The 20451-nt window shown below is 39.0% G+C and carries 14 protein-coding genes; 13 read left to right on the plus strand and 1 reads right to left on the minus strand.

Annotation, left to right across the window (positions count from 1 at the left end):
* Positions 1-57 precede the first annotated feature (57 nt).
* The 7 genes from P0Y62_02030 (at position 58) to P0Y62_02060 (ending at position 8546) form a co-directional block, all read left to right on the plus strand.
* Positions 58-1755 carry a ribulokinase gene (locus tag P0Y62_02030; GenBank protein WEK70335.1) on the plus strand — a complete coding sequence of 566 codons (1698 nt, stop codon included), beginning with the start codon at positions 58-60 and terminating at the stop codon, positions 1753-1755.
* 454 nt (positions 1756-2209) lie between these two features.
* Positions 2210-2908 carry an L-ribulose-5-phosphate 4-epimerase gene (locus P0Y62_02035; protein WEK70336.1) on the plus strand — a complete coding sequence of 233 codons (699 nt, stop codon included), beginning with the start codon at positions 2210-2212 and terminating at the stop codon, positions 2906-2908.
* Between the two features lie 135 nt (positions 2909-3043).
* Positions 3044-4540, plus strand: coding sequence for an L-arabinose isomerase (gene araA / locus P0Y62_02040; GenBank protein WEK70337.1), 1497 nt, complete (start codon positions 3044-3046; stop codon positions 4538-4540).
* 20 nt (positions 4541-4560) lie between these two features.
* On the plus strand, positions 4561-5721 hold the full coding sequence (locus tag P0Y62_02045; GenBank protein ID WEK70338.1) for a galactose mutarotase: 1161 nt from the start codon (positions 4561-4563) through the stop codon (positions 5719-5721).
* A 3-nt stretch (positions 5722-5724) separates the two neighbouring features.
* Positions 5725-7452: a sodium/solute symporter gene (locus P0Y62_02050; GenBank protein ID WEK70339.1), complete on the plus strand. Its 1728-nt coding sequence runs from the start codon at positions 5725-5727 to the stop codon at positions 7450-7452.
* Between the two features lie 85 nt (positions 7453-7537).
* Positions 7538-8119: a Crp/Fnr family transcriptional regulator gene (locus tag P0Y62_02055; GenBank protein ID WEK70340.1), complete on the plus strand. Its 582-nt coding sequence runs from the start codon at positions 7538-7540 to the stop codon at positions 8117-8119.
* A 58-nt stretch (positions 8120-8177) separates the two neighbouring features.
* Positions 8178-8546 (plus strand): DUF4260 domain-containing protein, encoded by a 369-nt coding sequence (locus P0Y62_02060; protein WEK70341.1) that lies wholly within the window; start codon positions 8178-8180, stop codon positions 8544-8546.
* Between the two features lie 152 nt (positions 8547-8698).
* Here P0Y62_02060 and P0Y62_02065 read toward each other — a convergent pair whose 3' ends face one another.
* Entirely contained in the window at positions 8699-9385 is a 687-nt protein-coding gene (locus tag P0Y62_02065; protein ID WEK70342.1) for an NUDIX domain-containing protein, read from the minus strand.
* A gap of 542 nt (positions 9386-9927) precedes the next feature.
* Between P0Y62_02065 and P0Y62_02070 the strand changes: the two genes are divergently transcribed.
* The 6 genes from P0Y62_02070 to P0Y62_02095 all read left to right on the plus strand — a co-directional run bounded on the left by P0Y62_02070 (position 9928) and on the right by P0Y62_02095 (position 20361).
* Positions 9928-12297, plus strand: a complete 2370-nt coding sequence (locus P0Y62_02070) for a glycoside hydrolase family 127 protein (GenBank protein WEK70343.1) — start codon at positions 9928-9930, stop codon at positions 12295-12297.
* A gap of 7 nt (positions 12298-12304) precedes the next feature.
* A complete protein-coding gene (locus P0Y62_02075) occupies positions 12305-14215 on the plus strand; it encodes a sialate O-acetylesterase (GenBank protein WEK70344.1) in 1911 nt (636 codons plus the stop codon).
* A gap of 88 nt (positions 14216-14303) precedes the next feature.
* On the plus strand, positions 14304-15758 hold the full coding sequence (locus P0Y62_02080) for an MFS transporter (protein ID WEK70345.1): 1455 nt from the start codon (positions 14304-14306) through the stop codon (positions 15756-15758).
* Positions 15759-16003: 245 nt separating this feature from the next.
* The gene (locus P0Y62_02085) at positions 16004-17125 is read left to right on the plus strand and encodes an endo-1,4-beta-xylanase (protein WEK70346.1); all 1122 of its coding nucleotides are present in this window, start codon (positions 16004-16006) and stop codon (positions 17123-17125) included.
* Positions 17126-17275: 150 nt separating this feature from the next.
* Positions 17276-18250 carry a glycoside hydrolase family 43 protein gene (locus P0Y62_02090; protein ID WEK70347.1) on the plus strand — a complete coding sequence of 325 codons (975 nt, stop codon included), beginning with the start codon at positions 17276-17278 and terminating at the stop codon, positions 18248-18250.
* Between the two features lie 80 nt (positions 18251-18330).
* Positions 18331-20361, plus strand: coding sequence for an alpha-glucuronidase (locus P0Y62_02095; GenBank protein ID WEK70348.1), 2031 nt, complete (start codon positions 18331-18333; stop codon positions 20359-20361).
* Positions 20362-20451: the final 90 nt, after the last annotated feature.

Here is a 20451-nt window from a genome sequence, read left to right on the forward strand (position 1 = left end):
GCATCGATTTTTTTAAAAAGAGCTAAAAACAAATAATCAAATAAATCACTTTCGTTAATGAAAAAGTACGTTATCGGCTTAGACTACGGAACAGACTCTGTTCGGGCCGTTTTGATTGATACGGAAAACGGGGCAGAACTGGCAACTTCCGTAAGCTATTACAAGAGATGGAAAGAAGGAAAATTCTGCAAGCCGGAAGAAAATCAATTTCGTCAACACCCACTAGACCATATCGAAGGGTTGGAAAAAACCATTTCAACCGTTGTCAAAGAAAGTGGCGTTGCGCCTGAAAATATCCTCAGCATTTGTATTGATACAACAGGTTCATCACCTCTTCCCGTGAATAAAGAAGGAACTGCATTATCACTTTTGCCTGAATTTTCAGAAAATCCGAATGCAATGATGGTGCTGTGGAAAGATCACACTTCCATTGGTGAAGCCGAAGAAATCAATCATCTTGCAAGAAACTGGGGCGGCGAAGATTATACAAAATTTGAAGGAGGAATCTATTCTTCCGAATGGTTTTGGGCAAAAATTCTTCACATCAACAGAGAAGATGAATCCGTTAAAAATGCCGCATACAGCTGGATGGAACATTGCGATTACCTCACATTTTTACTTTCCGATAATCAGGATTTAGCAACGTTTAAAAGAAGCCGTTGTGCGGCGGGTCACAAAGCAATGTGGCACGAGTCGTGGGACGGACTTCCCTCCAAAGAGTTTCTTGGTCAATTGGATGCTTCACTGGCAGAACTTCATGACAGATTGTACGATAAAAGCTATACTTCGGACGAAGTTGCCGGAAATCTTAATGAAGAATGGGGAACAAAATTAGGCTTAACGACCAATACGGTAATTGCTGTCGGAACTTTCGACGCGCATTCCGGAGCGGTCGGCGCAAAAGTCGAGGAGAATACACTGATCAGAATTATGGGAACGTCAACCTGCGATATTATGGTGGCTCCTAACGAAATTATCGGCGACAAAACGGTTAAAGGAATCTGCGGACAGGTAGATGGTTCCGTCATTCCGGGATTGATGGGATTAGAAGCGGGGCAATCCGCATTTGGTGATGTTTTGGCGTGGTACAAAGATATTCTGACCTGGCCGACACACCATATTCTGATGAATTCCAACGTGATTGACGAAAATCAAAAGCAGTTGCTGAAAGAAGAAATAGAAAACAATCTTATTCGCAATCTCACTTTGGAAGCGGAAAAAATTCCACTTTCAGAGGTGGTTCCGGTTGCTTTGGATTGGATTAACGGACGAAGGACTCCCGATGCCAATCAGGAACTGAAAATGGCAATCAGCAACCTTTCCTTGGGTACAAAAGCACCGCATATTTTCAAAGCGTTGGTGAATGCTATTTGCTTTGGAGCCAAAAAAATCGTCGACCGTTTTGAGGATGAAGGCGTAAAAATCGAAAAAGTAATCGGAATCGGAGGCGTTGCCAGAAAATCACCTTTCATTATGCAGACTTTGGCCAACGTTCTTAATATGCCGATTGTAGTGGCAGCTTCAGACCAGGCTCCGGCTTTGGGTGCAGCCATTTATGCGGCTGTTGCGGCTGGAATTTATCCGACTGTTCAGGAAGCGAGCCAGAAAATGGGTTCCGATTTCGAAGCAGAATATTTCCCACAAGTGGAAAAAGTAGAAAAATATGCAGAATTTATGAAACAGTATCAGATTCTCGCAGATTTCACAGAAAACAATATCAAATCAAAGAAAAAGTTGACGGTTGAAAGTTTATAGTTGATAGAAGTTAAAGCAGAAAAGCTCCGTAGGAGCGCCCTGTTAATAGCAAATATGTAAATATTGTCATCACAGGCACCCTGTTAAATAATTACAATCATTTAAAAACCATCAACCAACAACTATTAACCAATAACTAAAATTATTATGGCAGCTATATCCGTCTTCCGCTCCCGCTTTTTTGTTCCGCTATGCTACACAAAAAGAGCTCCGCTCAAGCCGGGCTGCGTGCAATTCGACGTTCAAAACTTGAATAAGATTATTCAATAGAGGCGGGCTTTAGCCCGTCTACAAAAGAACGAAAACAAATTCGGCTTTAGCCGAACGTATTATAAATTTTGGCTAAAGCCAAATGAAAATCAAAAATAAAACATCGGGCTAAAGTCCGACGCAATTGAAAAATAAATATTTGATTCTTAAATCAATTAATATTTCAATCATTAATAAAATAAAAATGAGCATCTATAAAGAATTAAAACGAGAATGTTACGAAGCCAATATGCAACTCGATGCATTGAAGCTGGTCGTTTACACATTCGGAAACGTAAGCGCCGTTGACCGTGATAAAGGAATCTTTGCCATCAAACCGAGCGGTGTTCCTTACGAATTATTAAAACCGGAAGACATCGTGATTTTAGATTACGATGCCAATGTGGTGGAAGGAAATTTAAGACCGTCTTCCGATACCAAAATCCACGCTTATCTCTACAAAAACTGGGAAAACATCGGCGGAATCTCGCATACACACGCCATCTATTCCGTAGCTTGGGCACAGGCACAGCTAGACATCCCGATTTTCGGAACGACCCACGCAGACCATCTGACAACAGATATTCCCTGCGCACCGCCAATGCGGGATGATTTAATCGAAGGTAATTACGAATACAACACCGGAATCCAGATTCTGGATTGTTTCAAAGAAAAAAACTTGTCTTACGAAGAAGTCGAAATGGTGCTCATCGGAAATCACGGACCGTTCACTTGGGGGAAAAATGCTGAGAAAGCTGTTTATAACAGCAAAGTCCTCGAAACCATCGCTGAAATGGCGTATCTCACAAGACAAATCAATCCAAACGCACCTCGTTTGAAAGATTCACTCATCAAAAAACATTACGAACGGAAACACGGCAAAAATGCTTATTACGGACAATAATAGAATTAAATAAAGTCTGTCATTCTGAACGAAACGTAGTGTAGTGAAGAATCTTTATTATCAACAGAGATTTCTCGTTCCTCGGAATGACAAACACAATATTAAACTATCAACCAAAAACAATCAACTAAAAATATGTTAACACCTCTCAATACGAAAGAAATCTGGTTTATCACCGGAAGCCAGCATTTATACGGCCCTGAAACATTAGCACAGGTTGCGGAACATTCTGCAAAAATCGTAGAAGCATTCAATGCTTCGTCACAGATTCCTGTAAAAGTGGTTTTGAAGCCAACTGTAAAAACGACGGAAGAAATCTTTGAAACACTTACGGCTGCTAACTTTGCAAAAGACTGCATCGGAATCGTAACCTGGATGCACACGTTTTCACCCGCAAAAATGTGGATCCGCGGATTAACTGCCTTGCAAAAGCCAATGTTACATCTTCACACGCAGTTCAATCAGGATATTCCGTGGTCTACGATGGATATGGACTTTATGAACTTAAACCAAGCGGCTCACGGCGACAGGGAATTCGGATTTATGGTAAGCCGTCTGCGCAAAAACAGAAAAGTTGTTGTAGGACATTGGGCTGAAGAAAGAGTTCAGAAACAAATCGGAGAATGGAGTAGAGTTGCCGCAGGTTGGGATGATTGGCAAGGTGCGAAGTTTGCCCGTTTTGGTGATAATATGAGATTTGTGGCCGTTACCGACGGAGATAAAGTAGAAGCGGAAACCAAATTTGGATTTTCGGTAAACACTTGGGGAATCGGGGATTTGGTAAGCGTTGTCAATTCCATTGGCGATGGTGAAATTAAAACCTTAATTGAAGAATATGAAGCCTCATACAAAATGGCAGAATCTCTTCTTTCCGGAGGCTCGAACAGAAAATCTCTGGAAGTTGCCGCAAGAATTGAATTAGGTTTGGAAAAATTCCTGAAAGACGGAAATTTCAAAGGTTTCTCTGATACTTTCGAAGATCTTCATGGTTTGGAGCAATTGCCTGGAATTGCCGTTCAAAGATTAATGGAAAAAGGTTACGGATTTGCTGGGGAAGGCGATTGGAAAACGGCCGCTTTAGTTCGTGCGATGAAAACAATGGGACAAGGCCTTGAAGGCGGAAATGCCTTTATGGAAGATTATACTTATCATTTGAATCCTTCAAATCCTTCGATTTTAGGTTCACATATGTTGGAAGTTGACCCTGTTTTGGCGGTTGACAAACCTTCTTGTGAAATTCATCCGTTAGGAATTGGCGGAAAAGCTGACCCGGTTCGTCTGGTGTTTAATTCGAGAGGAAATATCGATTCTTTAAATGCAGCTTTGATGGATTTCGGAAATCATTTCAGACTGTTAATCAACAAAACAAGAGCGTTGGAAATCACCGAAGAATTGCCAAAACTTCCGGTTGCGAGAGTCCTTTGGAAACCGCTTCCTGATTTGTACACGGCAGCGGAAGCCTGGATTTTGGCAGGTGGAGCGCATCACACGTGTTACAGTGAGAATATCAGCGTGGAACAGTTGGAAGATTTTGCGGAGATTGCAGGTATCGAATCGCTTGTTATTGATGAAGATACGAAAATCAGTGATTTTAAGAACACACTTCGCTGGAATGAAATATATTATCGTTAAACTTGCAAAACTTCTAAAAAATGAGAAAAACAAGTATCAACCTGATAATTCTTTTTGCCGTTTTATGTATTTTCGGGTGCAATAAAAAAGAAAATCAATCAAAAACTCAACCGGAAACAATGGAAAACATACAGGTTTCAGATTACGGAGTCACGTCAAAAGGTGATTCCATCAAAAAATATACTTTGACCAACAAAAACGGGATGAAGCTGGAAGTCATTAACTTCGGTGGAATTATCACTTCACTTACCGCTCCCGATAAAAATGGAAAATACGAAGATGTCGTTTTAGGATTTACAAAGCCTGAAGATTATTTCAACGGCAATCCATATTATTTCGGGGCATTGATTGGCCGTTACGGAAACAGAATTGCCAACGCCAAATTCACTTTGGAAGGTAAAGTTTATGACATCGACAAGAATGACGGACCCAACAGTCTTCACGGTGGAAAAGAAGGTTTTCACACTAAATTCTGGAACATCGAGCCTGTAAAAGATGCCAAATTCCCGACTTTGAAACTGACTTATACCAGCGCAGACGGTGAAGAAGGCTATCCTGGAAAATTAACGACAACGGTTTTGTATACTTTGACGGACGACAACGCGCTTGAAATTTCTTACGAAGCGGAAACCGATAAACCGACTGTGGTGAATTTGACTCAGCATTCGTATTTCAATCTTTCAGGGAATTTCTCAAAAACAATTCTTGACCACGAATTGCAGATTAACGGAGATAAATTCACACCAGTAAATGAAACTCTAATTCCGACTGGAGAACAGAAAGCGGTGAAAGGAACTCCGTTTGATTTCACAGCTTCAAAAGCAATTGGAAAAGATATCAATGCTGATGACGACCAACTGAAAAAAGGAAAAGGCTACGACCACAACTGGATTCTGAACGGAAACGGATTGAGAAGTATTGCTAAAGTTTACCATCCTGAATCAGGTAGGGTAATGGAAGTTTTGACCGATGAACCGGGCGTTCAGTTCTATTCCGGGAATTTCCTTGATGGAAAATTTGATACTAAAACAGGTGGGAAAAATGAATTCAGAACAGGTTTTTGTTTAGAAACACAGCATTTTCCAGATTCACCAAACCAAGCATCTTTTCCTTCTACAGAACTGGAGCCGGGACAGAAATATCAGTCGAAAACAATTTATAAATTCTCAGTTAAAAAATAAAGTATGGGAAATTTAGCAACTCTTGATATCATCATATTTCTAATTTATTTTGTGGTGGTTGCAGGTTACGGAATCTGGATTTACAAAAAGAAAAAATCGGCGGCTTCAGGTAGTAAAGATTATTTCCTGGCAGAAGGTTCACTGACGTGGTGGGCGATTGGAGCGAGTTTAATTGCTTCCAATATTTCAGCTGAACAGTTCATTGGAATGTCTGGCGAAGGATTTTTTGTGGGAATTGCCGTTGCAGCGTACGAGTGGATTGCCGCGATTGCACTGATTATCATTGCGGTTTGGTTCATTCCGATTTACCTCAAAAATAAAATTTATACGATGCCACAATTCCTGGAAACCCGTTATAATAAATCGGTTTCCCTGATTATGGCGGTGTTCTGGCTGTTTTTATATGTGATTGTCAACCTTACTTCCATTCTTTATTTAGGTGCTTTGGCGATTGATACATTGCTTGGAGGTGACAATCTTCATATCATTATGATTGGATTGCTTCTAATGGCTTTATTAATTGGTCTTGGCGGTATGAAAGTAATCGGTTACACAGACGTAATTCAGGTGGCGGTTTTAATTATCGGAGGTTTTGCGACGGTTTATATGGCGCTTCAGATTGTCGACCAGAGAATCAACGGAGCGGTTGTAGGAAATGCTTTGACAGGTTTTCAGACCTTGATGAACGAAGCTCCGCAACATTTCAAATTAATGTTGGAAAAGCCGGTTAAAACAACGACAACTTTAGCTATGCCTGAAAACCTGGATGTTCAGAAATATGTGGTTTTACCGGGACTGGCAATGTATTTTGCAGGACAGTGGATTGTTAATTTAAATTATTGGGGTTGCAATCAATATATCACGCAAAGAGCTTTGGGAGCTGATTTGAAGACGGCAAGAACCGGGATTTTATTCGCAGGATTCTTAAAATTATTTATGCCGATTATCGTAATGCTTCCGGGAATTGCAGCTTACGTTTTATACTCGAAAGGACATTTGGCTGGCTTTAATGGCGTAAAAGATGGCGCGTATTCTGCGATTTTAGGATTTTTGCCGGTTGGTCTGAAAGGTCTTGCTGTAGCGGCTTTAACTGCAGCAATAGTTGCTTCTTTGGCAGGAAAAGTGAACAGTATTTCAACGATTTTCACATTAGACATTTATAAAAAATATTTGAAGGCAGATGCAACGGAAATCCAGATGGTAAGAACTGGAAGATGGGCGATTATCATTGCGATGTTTCTGGCGCTGGCATTTACTTGGACGGATGTTCTAGGAATCGGTGGTGAAGGCGGATTTACTTTCATCCAGAAATATACAGGATTCATCAGTCCGGGCGTTTTTGCGATGTTCCTTTTGGGAATGTTCTGGAAAAGAACAACCGGAACAGCAGCTTTGGTAGGTGTAATTTTAGGATTCGTTCTTGCAATTTTCTTCAACAGTTTTGCAGTTGATATTTTTGGGAAAGAAACTTGGTTATACACAGCTTTCACGTATGAAAAACTGGAAAACGGTGTAGTTCATACGATTACTGAAATTCCATTTCTGATTAATATGGGATGGTCATTCGTGATCACAATTATAGCAATGATTCTCATCAGTCTTGCAGGACCAAAAGTGAATCCGAAAGCTTTTGTTATCGATGCCACAATGTTCAAAGTGGATAACAGAACATTGGTTTTAATTGTTGTGACATTACTTTTACTGACTGCACTTTATGTAAGGTTCTGGTAAAATTTAATTGTAATAAAATAAATGCAGGATTCCGTTTGGAGTCCTCTTTTTGTTTAATTTTAATTCAGAATTTAGAAAGTATTAGATGAAAGTTTTTAATGAATTGATACAACAACATTTTGGTCCGTTGAATTCTCAGGATCTGTCTGTTATCCAGTCTTATTTCAGGGAAGAACAATTAGGGAAAAATGAAATATTTACCAATTCAGATGAAATTTGTAACAAATTGAGCATCGTGAAATCTGGTATTTTGCGTGTCTTTGCTTTGTCAGAAGATGGAAAAGAGATTACACAATGGCTTTCCACAAAAGACTTTTTCATCACCGATGTGATGGGATTTTTCTTTAATCAACCCAATCGGTGGACGATACAGGCTTTTACTGAAACCGAATTACTTACCATTTCCAAAGCAGATTATTTAAAACTTTGCCACGAATATCCGAAATGGCTTGAAATTGAAAAAAAGTTTATCATCAAATGTTTTTCAATGATGGAAGACAGGGTTTTTTCCCATCTTTCGATGACGGCGGAAGAAAGGTATAATCAATATTTTGAACAGAATAAAGAGTTATTTCATCAGGTTCCGTTGCAGTATATTGCTTCGGTTTTGGGAATGACGCCCGAAACATTCAGCAGAATCAGGAAACGGCAGGCAGAAAATTCTTGATTTTTGTCAAGAGAACATATTTTCAATTGTCAGACATTTGTTGTATAAATCTTAGACAATGAAAAATCTCTTACAGCTCGAAGAATTAGGGCAATTTGGTTTCGCCATTTTCCTGTTTACTCAGTTAGAATTTCAATGGTGGCTTTTTCCGCTTTGCCTTTTGCTCCCGGATATTTCGATGGTTGGATATTTAATCAATCCAAAAATCGGAGCCTGGCTGTATAATTTTTTTCATCACAAATTGCTTGCAATCGTTGTTTTGATTCTTGGATTTTGGCTTAAAATTCCGATTGTAGAATTTACCGGAATCATTTTATTGGCTCACTCTGCGATGGACAGGATTTTCGGATACGGATTGAAATTTGAAGACGATTTCAAACACACGCATCTGGGTTTGATTGGGAAAAATAAGCCTTTTAAATCTTAAACATAAACCCTTCCGCAAGCTTTTCGTTTTGGAGTCCTGTTTTTTTGTGTCAAGTCACAAGTAAGCTTGGCTTCTCCGTAGGATAAATATGTAGAAAATATTGTGTTAAACACAAGGGAGAACTCCGTAGGAGTTCTATCTCAATCCAATATTTAAATCTTAAACATAAACCCTTCTGCAAGCTTTTTCTTATATTTATCCTCATCAAATCGGTACAAAAAAGAGCCTTTTTTAGACGAGGTCATATCTTTTTCCTCAGTTTTCACAAGAATATCCAGCGCATTGATTTTGCTGATGAAATTCCGCTTGTCATACTGTTCGTTAAAGATGGCTTCGTATAAACTCTGCAAATCTTTCATCGTAAATTTTTCAGGCAGAAGCTCGAAACCGATAGGTCTTGTAGATGCTCTTCTTCTCAATCTCAGAACCGCATCTTTCACCATTTCGTTATGATCAAAAATCAGGTTCGGAAAATCCTGAAGATCAAACCATTTCGCACTATATTTTTCATTGATCTGAATATTTTTTTCAATATTGATCAGTGCGTAATACGAAATTGACATGATTCTCGCCGTTGGTTCGCGATCGATTTGAGTGTAGGAATTGAGCTGTTCAAGATAGATATTTTCCAGTCCGGTAAGTGTATTCAGGACACGCTGCGCCGCTTCATCAGAGGTTTCTTTGTTCCCGATAAAACCGCCCATTAATGACCATTCTCCCATTTTTGGCTCAAAATTCCTTTGTACTAAAAGGATTTTAAGATTTTCGCCATCGAAACCGAAAATAATGCAGTCAACAGCTACCAAATGTCGTGGAAAGTGAGAATAGTCTTGTGTCATCGATTATATTTTTATGCAAAGTTAATGCTTTTAGGCTTTGATTTTACAGTTGAAACCATATAAATGTATTTTATACACTTTATTTTGCTTTTTATTTTTAAAAAATCCAAATTTCATCATTTACCTTAATATTTTGGGAGCAATTAATAGCTCTGAAACTTAAATTTTATTCATTAAAAACATTAAAAACAGATGAACTCAACGTTAAAAATATGTTAAAATTAAGTTTCCTTTCATTTTAAATTTACTCTAAAACAATCATCAAGGCTTAGTCTTAAAAATACGATAAGTTATTTATATAAATTACTGACGTCATCACTCTACATTCCGTATTCATTTTTTATACAAGCGATTTCGCCGTATGGTTCTGATTATCGTGATTTTTCATAATCTTAATTTTTATGATAAGTCCTTGTTGTTTTCAGCTTTTTTCCAGGACTTTAAAATAGACTTTTTTTTGATTCCATCGGCTCATTCTGCAAAATTCTTTGTCATATTGATTCTTTCTTTTATTTTTAGAAATGTTGAATAGACATTTATTAATGAATAAAAAATCGCTGATAGTATTTTTAGGTTTGGGCACGCTTGCTTTTGGGCAGGTGAGCAAAACAGTCAGTTATTTTCCGCTGAATAAGGTCGCTTTGTCGGAAAGTGTTTTCAGCAGGGCGATGCAGACGGATAAGAACTACATGATGTCGATGGATGCAGACCGTTTGCTGGCGCCATACCTGAAAGAAGCAGGACTTAACCCTAAAAAGCCAAATTATCCAAACTGGGAAAACACAGGATTGGATGGTCACATTGGCGGTCATTATATTTCAGCTTTGGCGTTGATGTACGCTTCTACAGGCGATGCCAAAGTAAAACAGCGACTCGATTATATGATTGATGAGCTGGAGCGTTGCCAGAATCTTTCAGGAAACGGCTATATTTCTGGCGTTCCGAATGGCAAGAAGATCTGGAAAGAAATCTCGGATGGCAATATTCGCGCATCGGCTTTTGGACTGAATGACCGTTGGGTTCCATTATATAATATTCACAAAATATATTCCGGTTTGCGCGATGCCTATTGGTATGCGGATAGTGAAAAAGCAAAAAAAATGCTCATCAAGCTTACCGATTGGATGGCGGATGAAGTTTCCGGACTTTCCGATGATCAGATTCAGGAGATGCTGAGAAGTGAACATGGCGGACTGAACGAGATTTTTGCCGATGTTTACGACATTACAAAAAATGAAAAATATCTCAAGCTTGCGCACCGTTTTTCGCATCTGGCCATTTTAAATCCTTTGCTGATTCACGAAGACAAACTGACAGGAATTCACGCCAATACACAAATTCCAAAAGTAATTGGTTTTAAAAGGATTGCCGATTTGGAACATAATAAAGAGTGGAGCAGTGCGGCAGATTTTTTCTGGACGAATGTTACTCAAAAACGTTCAGCAATTATCGGTGGAAACAGCGTCAGCGAACATTTTAACCCGACAACCGATTTCAGCGGAATGATTAAAAGTATTGAAGGCCCCGAAACCTGCAATACTTACAATATGCTGAAGTTGACCAAAGAACTTTTCGCCACAAACCCGAAATCTTCTTATCTCGATTATTACGAAAGAGCTTTGTACAATCATATTCTTTCCACTCAAAATCCCGAAAAAGGTGGTTTTGTGTACTTCACGCCAATGCGTCCCGGTCATTACAGGGTCTATTCTCAGCCGGAAACCAGTTTCTGGTGCTGTGTCGGTTCGGGAATGGAAAACCACGCGAAGTATGGTGAAATGATTTATGCACATTCGGATAACGACTTGTATGTGAATCTTTTTATTCCGTCTGTTTTAAAATGGTCGGAGAAAAAAATGATTGTAAGACAGGAAAATAATTTTCCACAAACACCTTCCACAAAATTAATTTTTGATCTTGCTCCAAAATCCGAAATCAACCTGAAATTGAGAGCTCCGGAATGGACGAATGCTTCACAGATAAGTGTTTCAATTAATTCAAAAAATATCAATATTCCTGTCGATTCCGAAGGTTATATCAACATCAAGAGAAAATGGAAAAAAGGCGATGTTGTCGAAATGAAAATGCCGATGCATCTTTCTACAGAGCAGCTTCCGGATAATTCCGATTACTATGCATTCAGATATGGGCCCATCGTTTTGGCAGCAAAATATGGTAAAGAAAATCAACAGGGATTGTTTGCCGATGACAGCCGTGGCGGACATATTGCACACGGACCGCAGATTCCGTTAAATGATATTCCGACGATTTTAGGAAGTTCGACAACTGTTTTGGATCATTTAAAGCCTGTTAATCAAAAAGATTTGACATTTAAAATTAATGGTCTTTATCCTCAGAATAAATTCAACAACGGGTTAGAACTTGTTCCGTTTTATCAGGTTCAGGAAGAGCGATATATCATCTATTTTCCTCAGGCAACTCAGGATAAAATCGAAATGATTCAGCAGAAAAAAGCTCAGGAAGAAGAAGCTGTCCGAAAGCTGGATAATATCACAACAGATAAAATTCAGTTAGGCGAGCAGCAGCCGGAATCCGATCACTTTTTTGACAGCAAAGATGCTTATGATGGTTATATGGAAGACCGGCATTTCCGCGATGCTAAAGGTTGGTTCAGCTATCAGATGAAAAACAAGGATAAAAATTCAAAATACCTTTACCTTCTGTACTTTGATGCTAATAACAATCGTACATTGAATGCTGAAATCAACGGAATCAAATCATTTTCAAAAGATTTTGAAGGAAAAATGGGAAGTTCGCCACAAACATTGTTAATCCCTATTCCCGAATCAGAAAAGAATAAAGAAACACTCATCGTAAAATTTATTTCAGGCGAAAAATCTCTGACGCCAAAAATTATTGAAGTGAGATTACTGAACGAATTACCAAAATAAAACTAATATGTCAAATAATATTTTTACTAAAATTCTGGGCTTGTTCCTATTGATTTTCAGTCTTTGTGTTGAAGCTAAAATCAAGCTTCCCGCATTGGTTTCAGACGGAATGGTTTTACAGCGCAACCAGAAATTGAACATTTGGGGAAAAGCCGATGCCAATGAAAAAGTGGAAGTGAAATTCCTCAATAAAAGCTACAAAACCACTGCAGACCAAAACGGAAACTGGAAAATCGTTCTTCCTGAGCAAAAAGCTGGCGGTCCGTACACAATGACCATCAACGAAATAACCCTGAAAGATATTTTGATTGGCGATGTTTGGCTGGCTTCCGGACAATCGAATATGGAGTTACCAATGCGTAGACTGACGCCTTTATATTCTAATGAAATCAAAAATGCAAACAATCAGAATATTCGTTTTTTCACAGTTCCTCAGAAGTATAATTTCAAATCGCCACAGACTGAATTAGATGGTGGAAAATGGGAAGCTACCAATCCTCAAACCATTATGAATTTCTCTGGTGTTGCGTATTTTTTTGCTAAAGATGTAAGCGAGAAAAATAAAGTTCCAGTAGGAATTATTCATTCCAGTTTGGGAGGTTCTCCAATTCAGGCTTGGATGGATGAAAATTCTCTGAAAAAATATCCTGAATATCTCGACGAAGCCAAAAAATGGCAGAACGATGAGTTGATAAAGTCTACAGAATCTTCAGAACAGGCATTGAGCAAAGCTTGGTACACAGAACTTGATCAAAGCGATTTAGGTTTAAATCAGCATTGGGAAAATTTCGATTTAAATGATTCTGACTGGAAAACAATGAAAATTCCCGGTTCTTGGGAAGACAAGGAAGGTTCTTTTGAAGGTTCGGTTTGGTTCAGAAAAGAAATTACTTTAACAAAAAATCAGGCAGGAAAAGCAGCTTTTTTAAATTTAGGCAGAATTAAAGACGCTGATGTAACCTACATCAACGGGACAAAAGTCGGAAACGTAACTTACGAATATCCTCCGCGTTGGTACGACGTTCCAGCAGGAATTTTGAAAGAAGGCAAAAACGTCATTGCCGTAAGAGTTTCAAACGGAAGCGGAAAAGGGCAGTTCATTGCTGACAAACCATACTATCTGGAAATCGACGGACAAAAAATCGATTTAAAATCTGAATGGAAATATAAAATCGGGGCAAAAATGGAAAAAATGGCACCCGGAACGACCTTTATCCGTTGGAAACCGACAGGATTGTATAATGCGATGATCAATCCTTTAATCAATTATAATATCACGGGAGCAATCTGGTATCAAGGCGAAAGCAACACCGGAAAGCCGAAAGAGTATGGTGATTTATTAACCACGATGATTACAGACTGGAGAAATAAATTCAATAACAAAAACATGCCGTTCATCACCGTTCAGTTGGCTAATTTTATGGAGTCAAAAGCACAACCGATAGAAAGCAACTGGGCGGAACTCAGAGACCAGCAGCGTAAAGTTTCATTACAAGTTCCAAATGCCGGACTTGCCGTAATCATCGATGTCGGGGAATGGAATGACATTCATCCACTCGATAAAAAAACAGTAGGAGACAGGCTGGCTTTGCAGGCAATGAAATCGGCTTACGGGAAAAACATCGTTGCAGACGGACCGGTTTATCAGTCGATGAAATCAAATGGAAACAAAATCGTTCTTACTTTCAAACCCGGAACGGATGATTTTGCTCCGGTTGCAGAACTGAAAGGTTTTGCCATCAAAAATGCTGATGGAAACTGGTCTTGGGCAAAAGCAAAAATCGAAGGAAAAACAATTGTAGTTTGGAATGATTCGGTAACAAATCCTGTTGCAGTCCGTTACGACTGGGCAGACAATCCAAATGGAAATCTGAAAAACAAAACCGGACTTCCTGCATCACCTTTCACCACAGAATAATTTAAAATCCAAACCTTCAAGGTTTCAAAAACCTTGAAGGTTTAAAAACTAACTAACTGTTATTTAAATAAAAACAACCATAAACTATATGAACAATCCATCTCAGAAAATATCTGTCGTTGAAAAAATCGGCTACAGTTTGGGAGATTTAGCGGCCAATCTGGTTTTCCAGACTTTGGTGACTTACTTAGCTTATTTTTACACCGATATCTACGGATTAAAACCGAAAGATGCGTCTATCATTACTTTGATTGTCGGACTTATTGCAGGTTTCGGATTCAATCCGATGGTCGGTGCTTTGGCAGACAGAACCCGAACCAAATGGGGAAAATTCCGTCCGTGGATTTTATTTTCTGCCGTTCCGTTGGGTGCAGCGGCACTTTTTGCATTCAGCACACCCAATTTTTCGTATCAGGGAAAAATGATCTATGCAGCAGCAACCTATACGATTTTACTGTTGTTATACGCGGCTAATAATTTGCCTTATGCAGCATTGAGCGGCGTTATAACAGGCGATATGGGCGAACGAAACAGCATTTCATCTTACCGTTTTGTGGCGGTGATGTTTGCACAGTTTTTCGTTCAGGTATTTATGTTGCCGATTATTTTATCGGTCGGGAAAGGAGACAAAGCTGCCGGAATCGAAATTGTGATGACGTGGTTGGCGATTATTGGAACGATTATGTTGCTCATCACATTTTTCACCACCAAAGAAAGAGTCATTCCAAAACCGGAGCAGGAATCCTCTTTGGGAGCCGATTTAAAAGACTTAAAGAAAAATAAGCCTTGGATCATAATGTTAGTGGTTACAGCCTTGATTTTCATTACTTTGGCAATGAAAGGCGGTTCATACGTTTATTATTTCAACAATTATGTCGATGAAACCTCTTTGAAAAATTTCATTTCGCCGATTACCGCATTTTTTAGTTCCATCGGAATGAATTTCTTCGGTGAAGATCCTCGTTCAGCAGGTTTCGGGCTGTTCAATGCAGGCGGAATTATTATGATGATTGTTGGAATTACCTTCTCAAAAAGATTTGCAGACAAATATGGAAAAAGGGATGCGTTCATCGCATCACTGTTCATTTCAACTTTATTTATTGTTGCATTCATCTTTTATCCGCCAAAATCAGTAGGATTAATGTTCCTTTCGCAAATCCTTCACGGCTTTTTCTACGGAATCAGCACACCGTTACTTTGGGCAATGATTGCCGATGTCGCCGACTATTCCGAGTGGAAAAACAACAGACGCGCCACAGCAATTATTTTCTCTGCAATGATGGTAGGATTAAAAGTTGGTTTAAGCATCGGAAGTTCGTTGGTTTCTTCCATTATCGGGCATTACGGCTACATTTCATCCGAAGGAACCGAAAATGTTATCCAGCCGGAATCCGTTGCAAACGGTGCTCAGATGCTGGTCAGTATTTTTCCGGCCATTCCGTTCTTTGCGGCGTGTGGACTATTAATGTTCTACGAAATCAACAAAAAAATGGAAACCCAAATCGAACAGGAACTCAAAGAAAGAAGGAAAAAAGAAGATTAATATTGGTTTAATTATATAAAGAAATTCCGCTCCGTAGGAGCGATATCTGTGTAGAAATTAAGAATATAAAAAGTAGAACTCCGTAGGAGTTCAATCTAAAAATAGAGATTCCACTGAACCTTTTGTATTTCTTAGCTGAGTTGGAGTTTACACTGAGCTTGTCGAAGTGCCCTTGCGACCTTAAAAAAGTATAGTAGTCAAAAAAATCTTTGCGCTCTTTGCGTTTAAAATTTAAAAAAATAATTATGAAAAAAATAGCTGCATTACTGGGAATTTTAGCCTTGACCGTTTCCTGCAAAACAGCAAATTCAGCATCCTCAAAAGATTCCCTGAAAGATGCCTACAAAAATAAATTCTACATTGGAACCGCAATGAGCCTTCCGCAAATTGACGGGACTGATGTAAAGTCGGATGAAATCATCAAAAAACAATTCAGTTCCATTGTTGCAGAAAACTGTATGAAATCGATGTTTATCCAGCCTCAGGAAGGAAGGTTTTTCTTCGATGATGCAGATAAATTCGTAGAATTCGGGGAGAAAAATAAGATGTTCATCATCGGTCACACGTTGATTTGGCATTCACAGTTACCAAGATGGTTTTTCGTGGACAAAGACGGAAAAGATGTTTCTCCGGAAGTTTTAAAACAGAGAATGAAAAGCCATATTTCGAGTTTGGTCGGCAGATACAAAGGTCGTGTAAAAGGTTGGGATGTGGTGAACGAAGCAATTATGGAAGACGGAACGTACCGTAAAAGCAAATTTTACGAAATTCTGGGCGAAGAATTTATTCCACTCGCTTTCCAGTATGCGCAGGAAGCTGACCCGAATGCCGAACTCTATTACAACGATTACAACGAATGGTTTCCGGAAAAAGTAAAAACCGTTACCAAAATCGTCAAAGATTTGAAATCAAGAGGAATCCGTATCGATGGAGTTGGAATGCAAACCCACGTTGGATTGGACAATCCAAAACTGGAAGAATATGAAAAGGCAATCGTCGATTACGCAGCCACCGGAGTAAAAATAAATGTTACAGAAATGGAAATCAGCGCACTGCCTTCACCGTGGGGAACTTCTGCGAACGTTTCCGACAAAGTAGAATATGAAGCAAAAATGAATCCTTATACAAAAGGATTGCCTGAAAATATGACGAAAGAATGGGAAAACCGATATCTGGACTTCTTCAGATTATATTTGAAACATCAGGATAAAATCCGAAGAGTAACATTGTGGGGCGTAACCGACAATCAATCCTGGAAAAACGATTTCCCGGTAAAAGGAAGAACCGATTATCCGTTGCCATTCGACAGAAATTACCAGGCAAAACCTATCGTTGAGAAAATCATTGAATTAACCAAAGAAAAATAAAATCAGCTTTAAGATTTCAAAAATTAAAATAAATATTTTTCTCGCAGATTTAGCGAATTAAGCAGATTTTATTTAAATAATCTGCGAAATCTGAAAAATCTGCGAGAAAATTAACTAAAAAGTTATTATTTAAAAATCTAAACTATAAAAATGAACAAAGCAAAATACCTTTTCCCAAAAGATTATATGGCAGATCCTTCCGTACACGTTTTTGAAGGAAAACTTTATATTTATCCATCTCACGACCGTGAAAGCGGAATCGAAGAAAACGACAACGGAGACCATTTCGATATGAATGATTACCACGTTTTTTCTTTGGATGATGTGGAAAATGACGAAGTGACGGATCACGGCGTGGTACTTTCGGTAAAAGATATTCCTTGGTCGGGAAGACAGTTGTGGGATTGTGATGTGGCTTTTAAAAATGGCAAATATTATATGTATTTTCCTTTGAAGGACAAAAACGATATTTTCAGAATCGGCGTTGCAGTAAGCGATAAACCTTGCGGACCTTTCATTCCGGAAAAACATCCGATGATGGGAAGTTACAGCATCGATCCTTGTCTTTTTGAGGATAACGGAAAGCATTATATGTATTTCGGCGGAATTTGGGGTGGGCAATTGCAACGTTACAGAAATAACAAAGCATTGGAATCTGCCATTATTCCTGCCGATAATGAACCTGCCATTTCATCAAAAGTAGTGATGTTAAGCGATGATATGCTGGAATTTGGAGAAGAGCCGAAAGATGTCGTGATTTTGGACGAAAACGGAAATCCTCTACTTCACGGCGATGAGCATCGTTTTTTTGAAGCATCCTGGATGCATAAATACAATGGAAAATATTACTTTTCTTATTCCACAGGAGACACGCATTTGATTTGCTACGCAACAGGCGATAATCCTTATGGTCCGTTCACTTTTCAAGGCGAAATCTTGACGCCTGTTGTAGGTTGGACCACACATCACAGCATTGTAGAATTTAAAGGAAAATGGTATCTGTTTTTCCACGATTCGGTTCCTAGTGGCGGAAGAACGTGGCTGAGAAGTATGAAGGTCGTGGAGATTGAATATGATAACGACGGTAAAATCAAAACGATTGAAGGATTGGAAGACCATCAATAGGAACGGGCTTTTAGCCCGTTTAAAAAAGTGACATACCATTTGGCTTTAGCCAAAACTTAAATAATTTTAAAAATTTAAGAATGCAACATTTCCGACATTACTTATTACTGTTTTTAATCCTTCCGTTAATGGCTTTAGCCGAAGATGGAAGTCAGTTATGGCTAAGATATCCTGTAAACTCAAAGCCAAGAAATATTGTGAATTCAAACAGTAAAAGTCCGACTATTGAAATCGCCAAAAAAGAACTGAACCAACATTGGGCAGGACAAGCCGTTGATTTAAAGATTGACAGATTTCCGGAAAATTTTAAAGACGGATACAAAATCGTTTCTACTCCGAAAAAAATCAGTGTTTTGGCAAAAACAGACTTAGGATTACTGTACGGAAGCTATCACCTGTTGAATTTACAACAGCAGAAAGCCAATTTTTCTAATCTAAAGCTTGAGGAAAAACCTTCCTACGACGTAAGAATTCTTAACCATTGGGATAATCTCGACGGAAGTATTGAACGTGGTTATGCCGGACATTCGCTTTGGAAATGGGAAGATTTACCCAATAAAATTTCGCCGAGATACGAAGAATATGCAAGAGCCAATGCATCTGTCGGAATCAATGCAACGGTTCTTAATAATGTCAATGCTTCGCCAAATATGCTTCGTGAAGATTATCTTAAAAAAGTAAAAGTTCTCGCGGATATTTTCAGACCTTACGGTATCAAAGTATACCTATCCGTGAATTTTTCGTCGCCAAAAGTGTTGGGAGGATTGGAAAATTCTGACCCATTAAATAAAAACGTTCAGAAATGGTGGAAAGATAAAGCGGCGGAAATTTACAAACTGATTCCTGATTTCGGAGGATTTTTGGTGAAAGCCAACTCTGAAGGTCAGCCAGGACCGCAGGATTACGGAAGAACGCATGCAGACGGAGCAAATATGATGGCAGATGTTTTGAAACCTTACGGCGGAATCGTGATGTGGAGGGCTTTCGTATACAGTCCGAGCAAAGATGACCGCGCAAAACAGGCTCACCTGGAATTTGTTCCGTTAGACGGAAAATTCAGAGACAATGTTATTATTCAGATTAAAAACGGGCCGATCGATTTTCAACCGAGAGAAGCCTTCAACCCGCTTTTCGGAGCATTAAGGAAGACTTCGGAAATGGTCGAATTTCAGATTACTCAGGAATATTTAGGACAGGCTAATCATCTGGTTTATCTTGCCCCATTATTCAAAGAGACGTTGGACAGTGATACTTTTTCGGATGGAAAAGGTTCTACGATTGCTAAAATTACAGACGGGACATTAAGACCTGCAAAACTGACCGCAATTGCTGCAGTTGCCAATATAGGAGAAGATCAAAACTGGACGGGACATCACTTTGCGCAGGCCAATTGGTACGCTTTCGGACGTCTGGCCTGGAATCACGATTTAACCTCGGAACAGATTGCAGATGAATGGATTAAGATGACTTTTACGGATAATAAAAACTTCGTAAATCCGGTCAAAGAAATAATGCTTACTTCACGCGAAACTGCCGTAGATTATATGATGCCGCTTGGTCTTCACCACATTTTTGCCGGCGGGCACCATTATGGTCCGGAACCTTGGGGCGATTACAAAGGCGGAAGGCCTGACTGGTCGCCGGTGTATTATCATCAGGCCAATGCAGAAGGAATCGGATTCGACAGAACAAAAACAGGAAGCAATGCCGTTTCGCAATATTTTCCGCCGCTTGACGAAATCTATGGAAACATCAAGACAACTCCAGAAAACCTGATTCTCTGGTTCCACCACGTTCCTTGGGATTACAAGATGAAAGACGGAAAAACGCTTTGGGATGAGTTGTGCTACAAATATGATTTGGGTGTTCACGAAGTGAGAGATTATCAGAAAACCTGGGACAAAATGCAACCTTATATTGATCAGCAAAGATTTTCTGAGGTTCAGGATAAACTGAAAATTCAGGCAAAGGATGCCGTTTGGTGGAAAGATGCTTGTTTGCTTTACTTCCAGACATTTTCTAACAAACCAATTCCGTCTGATATTGAAAAACCTGTTCACCAGCTTGAAGATCTAAAGAAAATCAAGCTTAATATGGGACATCACAATTAATCAATCTATTTAAATTTAAACAAATAACTTTCTAAATCTTTTTGAGACAGGAAGTTGTTTGTTTTATAAATTAAGTGTAAATTTAACACT

The sequence above is a fragment of the Candidatus Chryseobacterium colombiense genome, assembly GCA_029203185.1.
Classification (GTDB): Bacteria; Bacteroidota; Bacteroidia; order Flavobacteriales; family Weeksellaceae; genus Chryseobacterium; species Chryseobacterium colombiense.

Coding starts and splice junctions, on each gene's coding strand:
- P0Y62_02030 (WEK70335.1), top strand. CDS start 58: ATGAAAAAGTACGTTATCGGCTTAGACTACGGAACAGACTCTGTTCGG.
- P0Y62_02035 (WEK70336.1), top strand. CDS start 2,210: ATGAGCATCTATAAAGAATTAAAACGAGAATGTTACGAAGCCAATATG.
- araA (WEK70337.1), top strand. CDS start 3,044: ATGTTAACACCTCTCAATACGAAAGAAATCTGGTTTATCACCGGAAGC.
- P0Y62_02045 (WEK70338.1), top strand. CDS start 4,561: ATGAGAAAAACAAGTATCAACCTGATAATTCTTTTTGCCGTTTTATGT.
- P0Y62_02050 (WEK70339.1), top strand. CDS start 5,725: ATGGGAAATTTAGCAACTCTTGATATCATCATATTTCTAATTTATTTT.
- P0Y62_02055 (WEK70340.1), top strand. CDS start 7,538: ATGAAAGTTTTTAATGAATTGATACAACAACATTTTGGTCCGTTGAAT.
- P0Y62_02060 (WEK70341.1), top strand. CDS start 8,178: ATGAAAAATCTCTTACAGCTCGAAGAATTAGGGCAATTTGGTTTCGCC.
- P0Y62_02065 (WEK70342.1), bottom strand. CDS start 9,385: ATGACACAAGACTATTCTCACTTTCCACGACATTTGGTAGCTGTTGAC.
- P0Y62_02070 (WEK70343.1), top strand. CDS start 9,928: ATGAATAAAAAATCGCTGATAGTATTTTTAGGTTTGGGCACGCTTGCT.
- P0Y62_02075 (WEK70344.1), top strand. CDS start 12,305: ATGTCAAATAATATTTTTACTAAAATTCTGGGCTTGTTCCTATTGATT.
- P0Y62_02080 (WEK70345.1), top strand. CDS start 14,304: ATGAACAATCCATCTCAGAAAATATCTGTCGTTGAAAAAATCGGCTAC.
- P0Y62_02085 (WEK70346.1), top strand. CDS start 16,004: ATGAAAAAAATAGCTGCATTACTGGGAATTTTAGCCTTGACCGTTTCC.
- P0Y62_02090 (WEK70347.1), top strand. CDS start 17,276: ATGAACAAAGCAAAATACCTTTTCCCAAAAGATTATATGGCAGATCCT.
- P0Y62_02095 (WEK70348.1), top strand. CDS start 18,331: ATGCAACATTTCCGACATTACTTATTACTGTTTTTAATCCTTCCGTTA.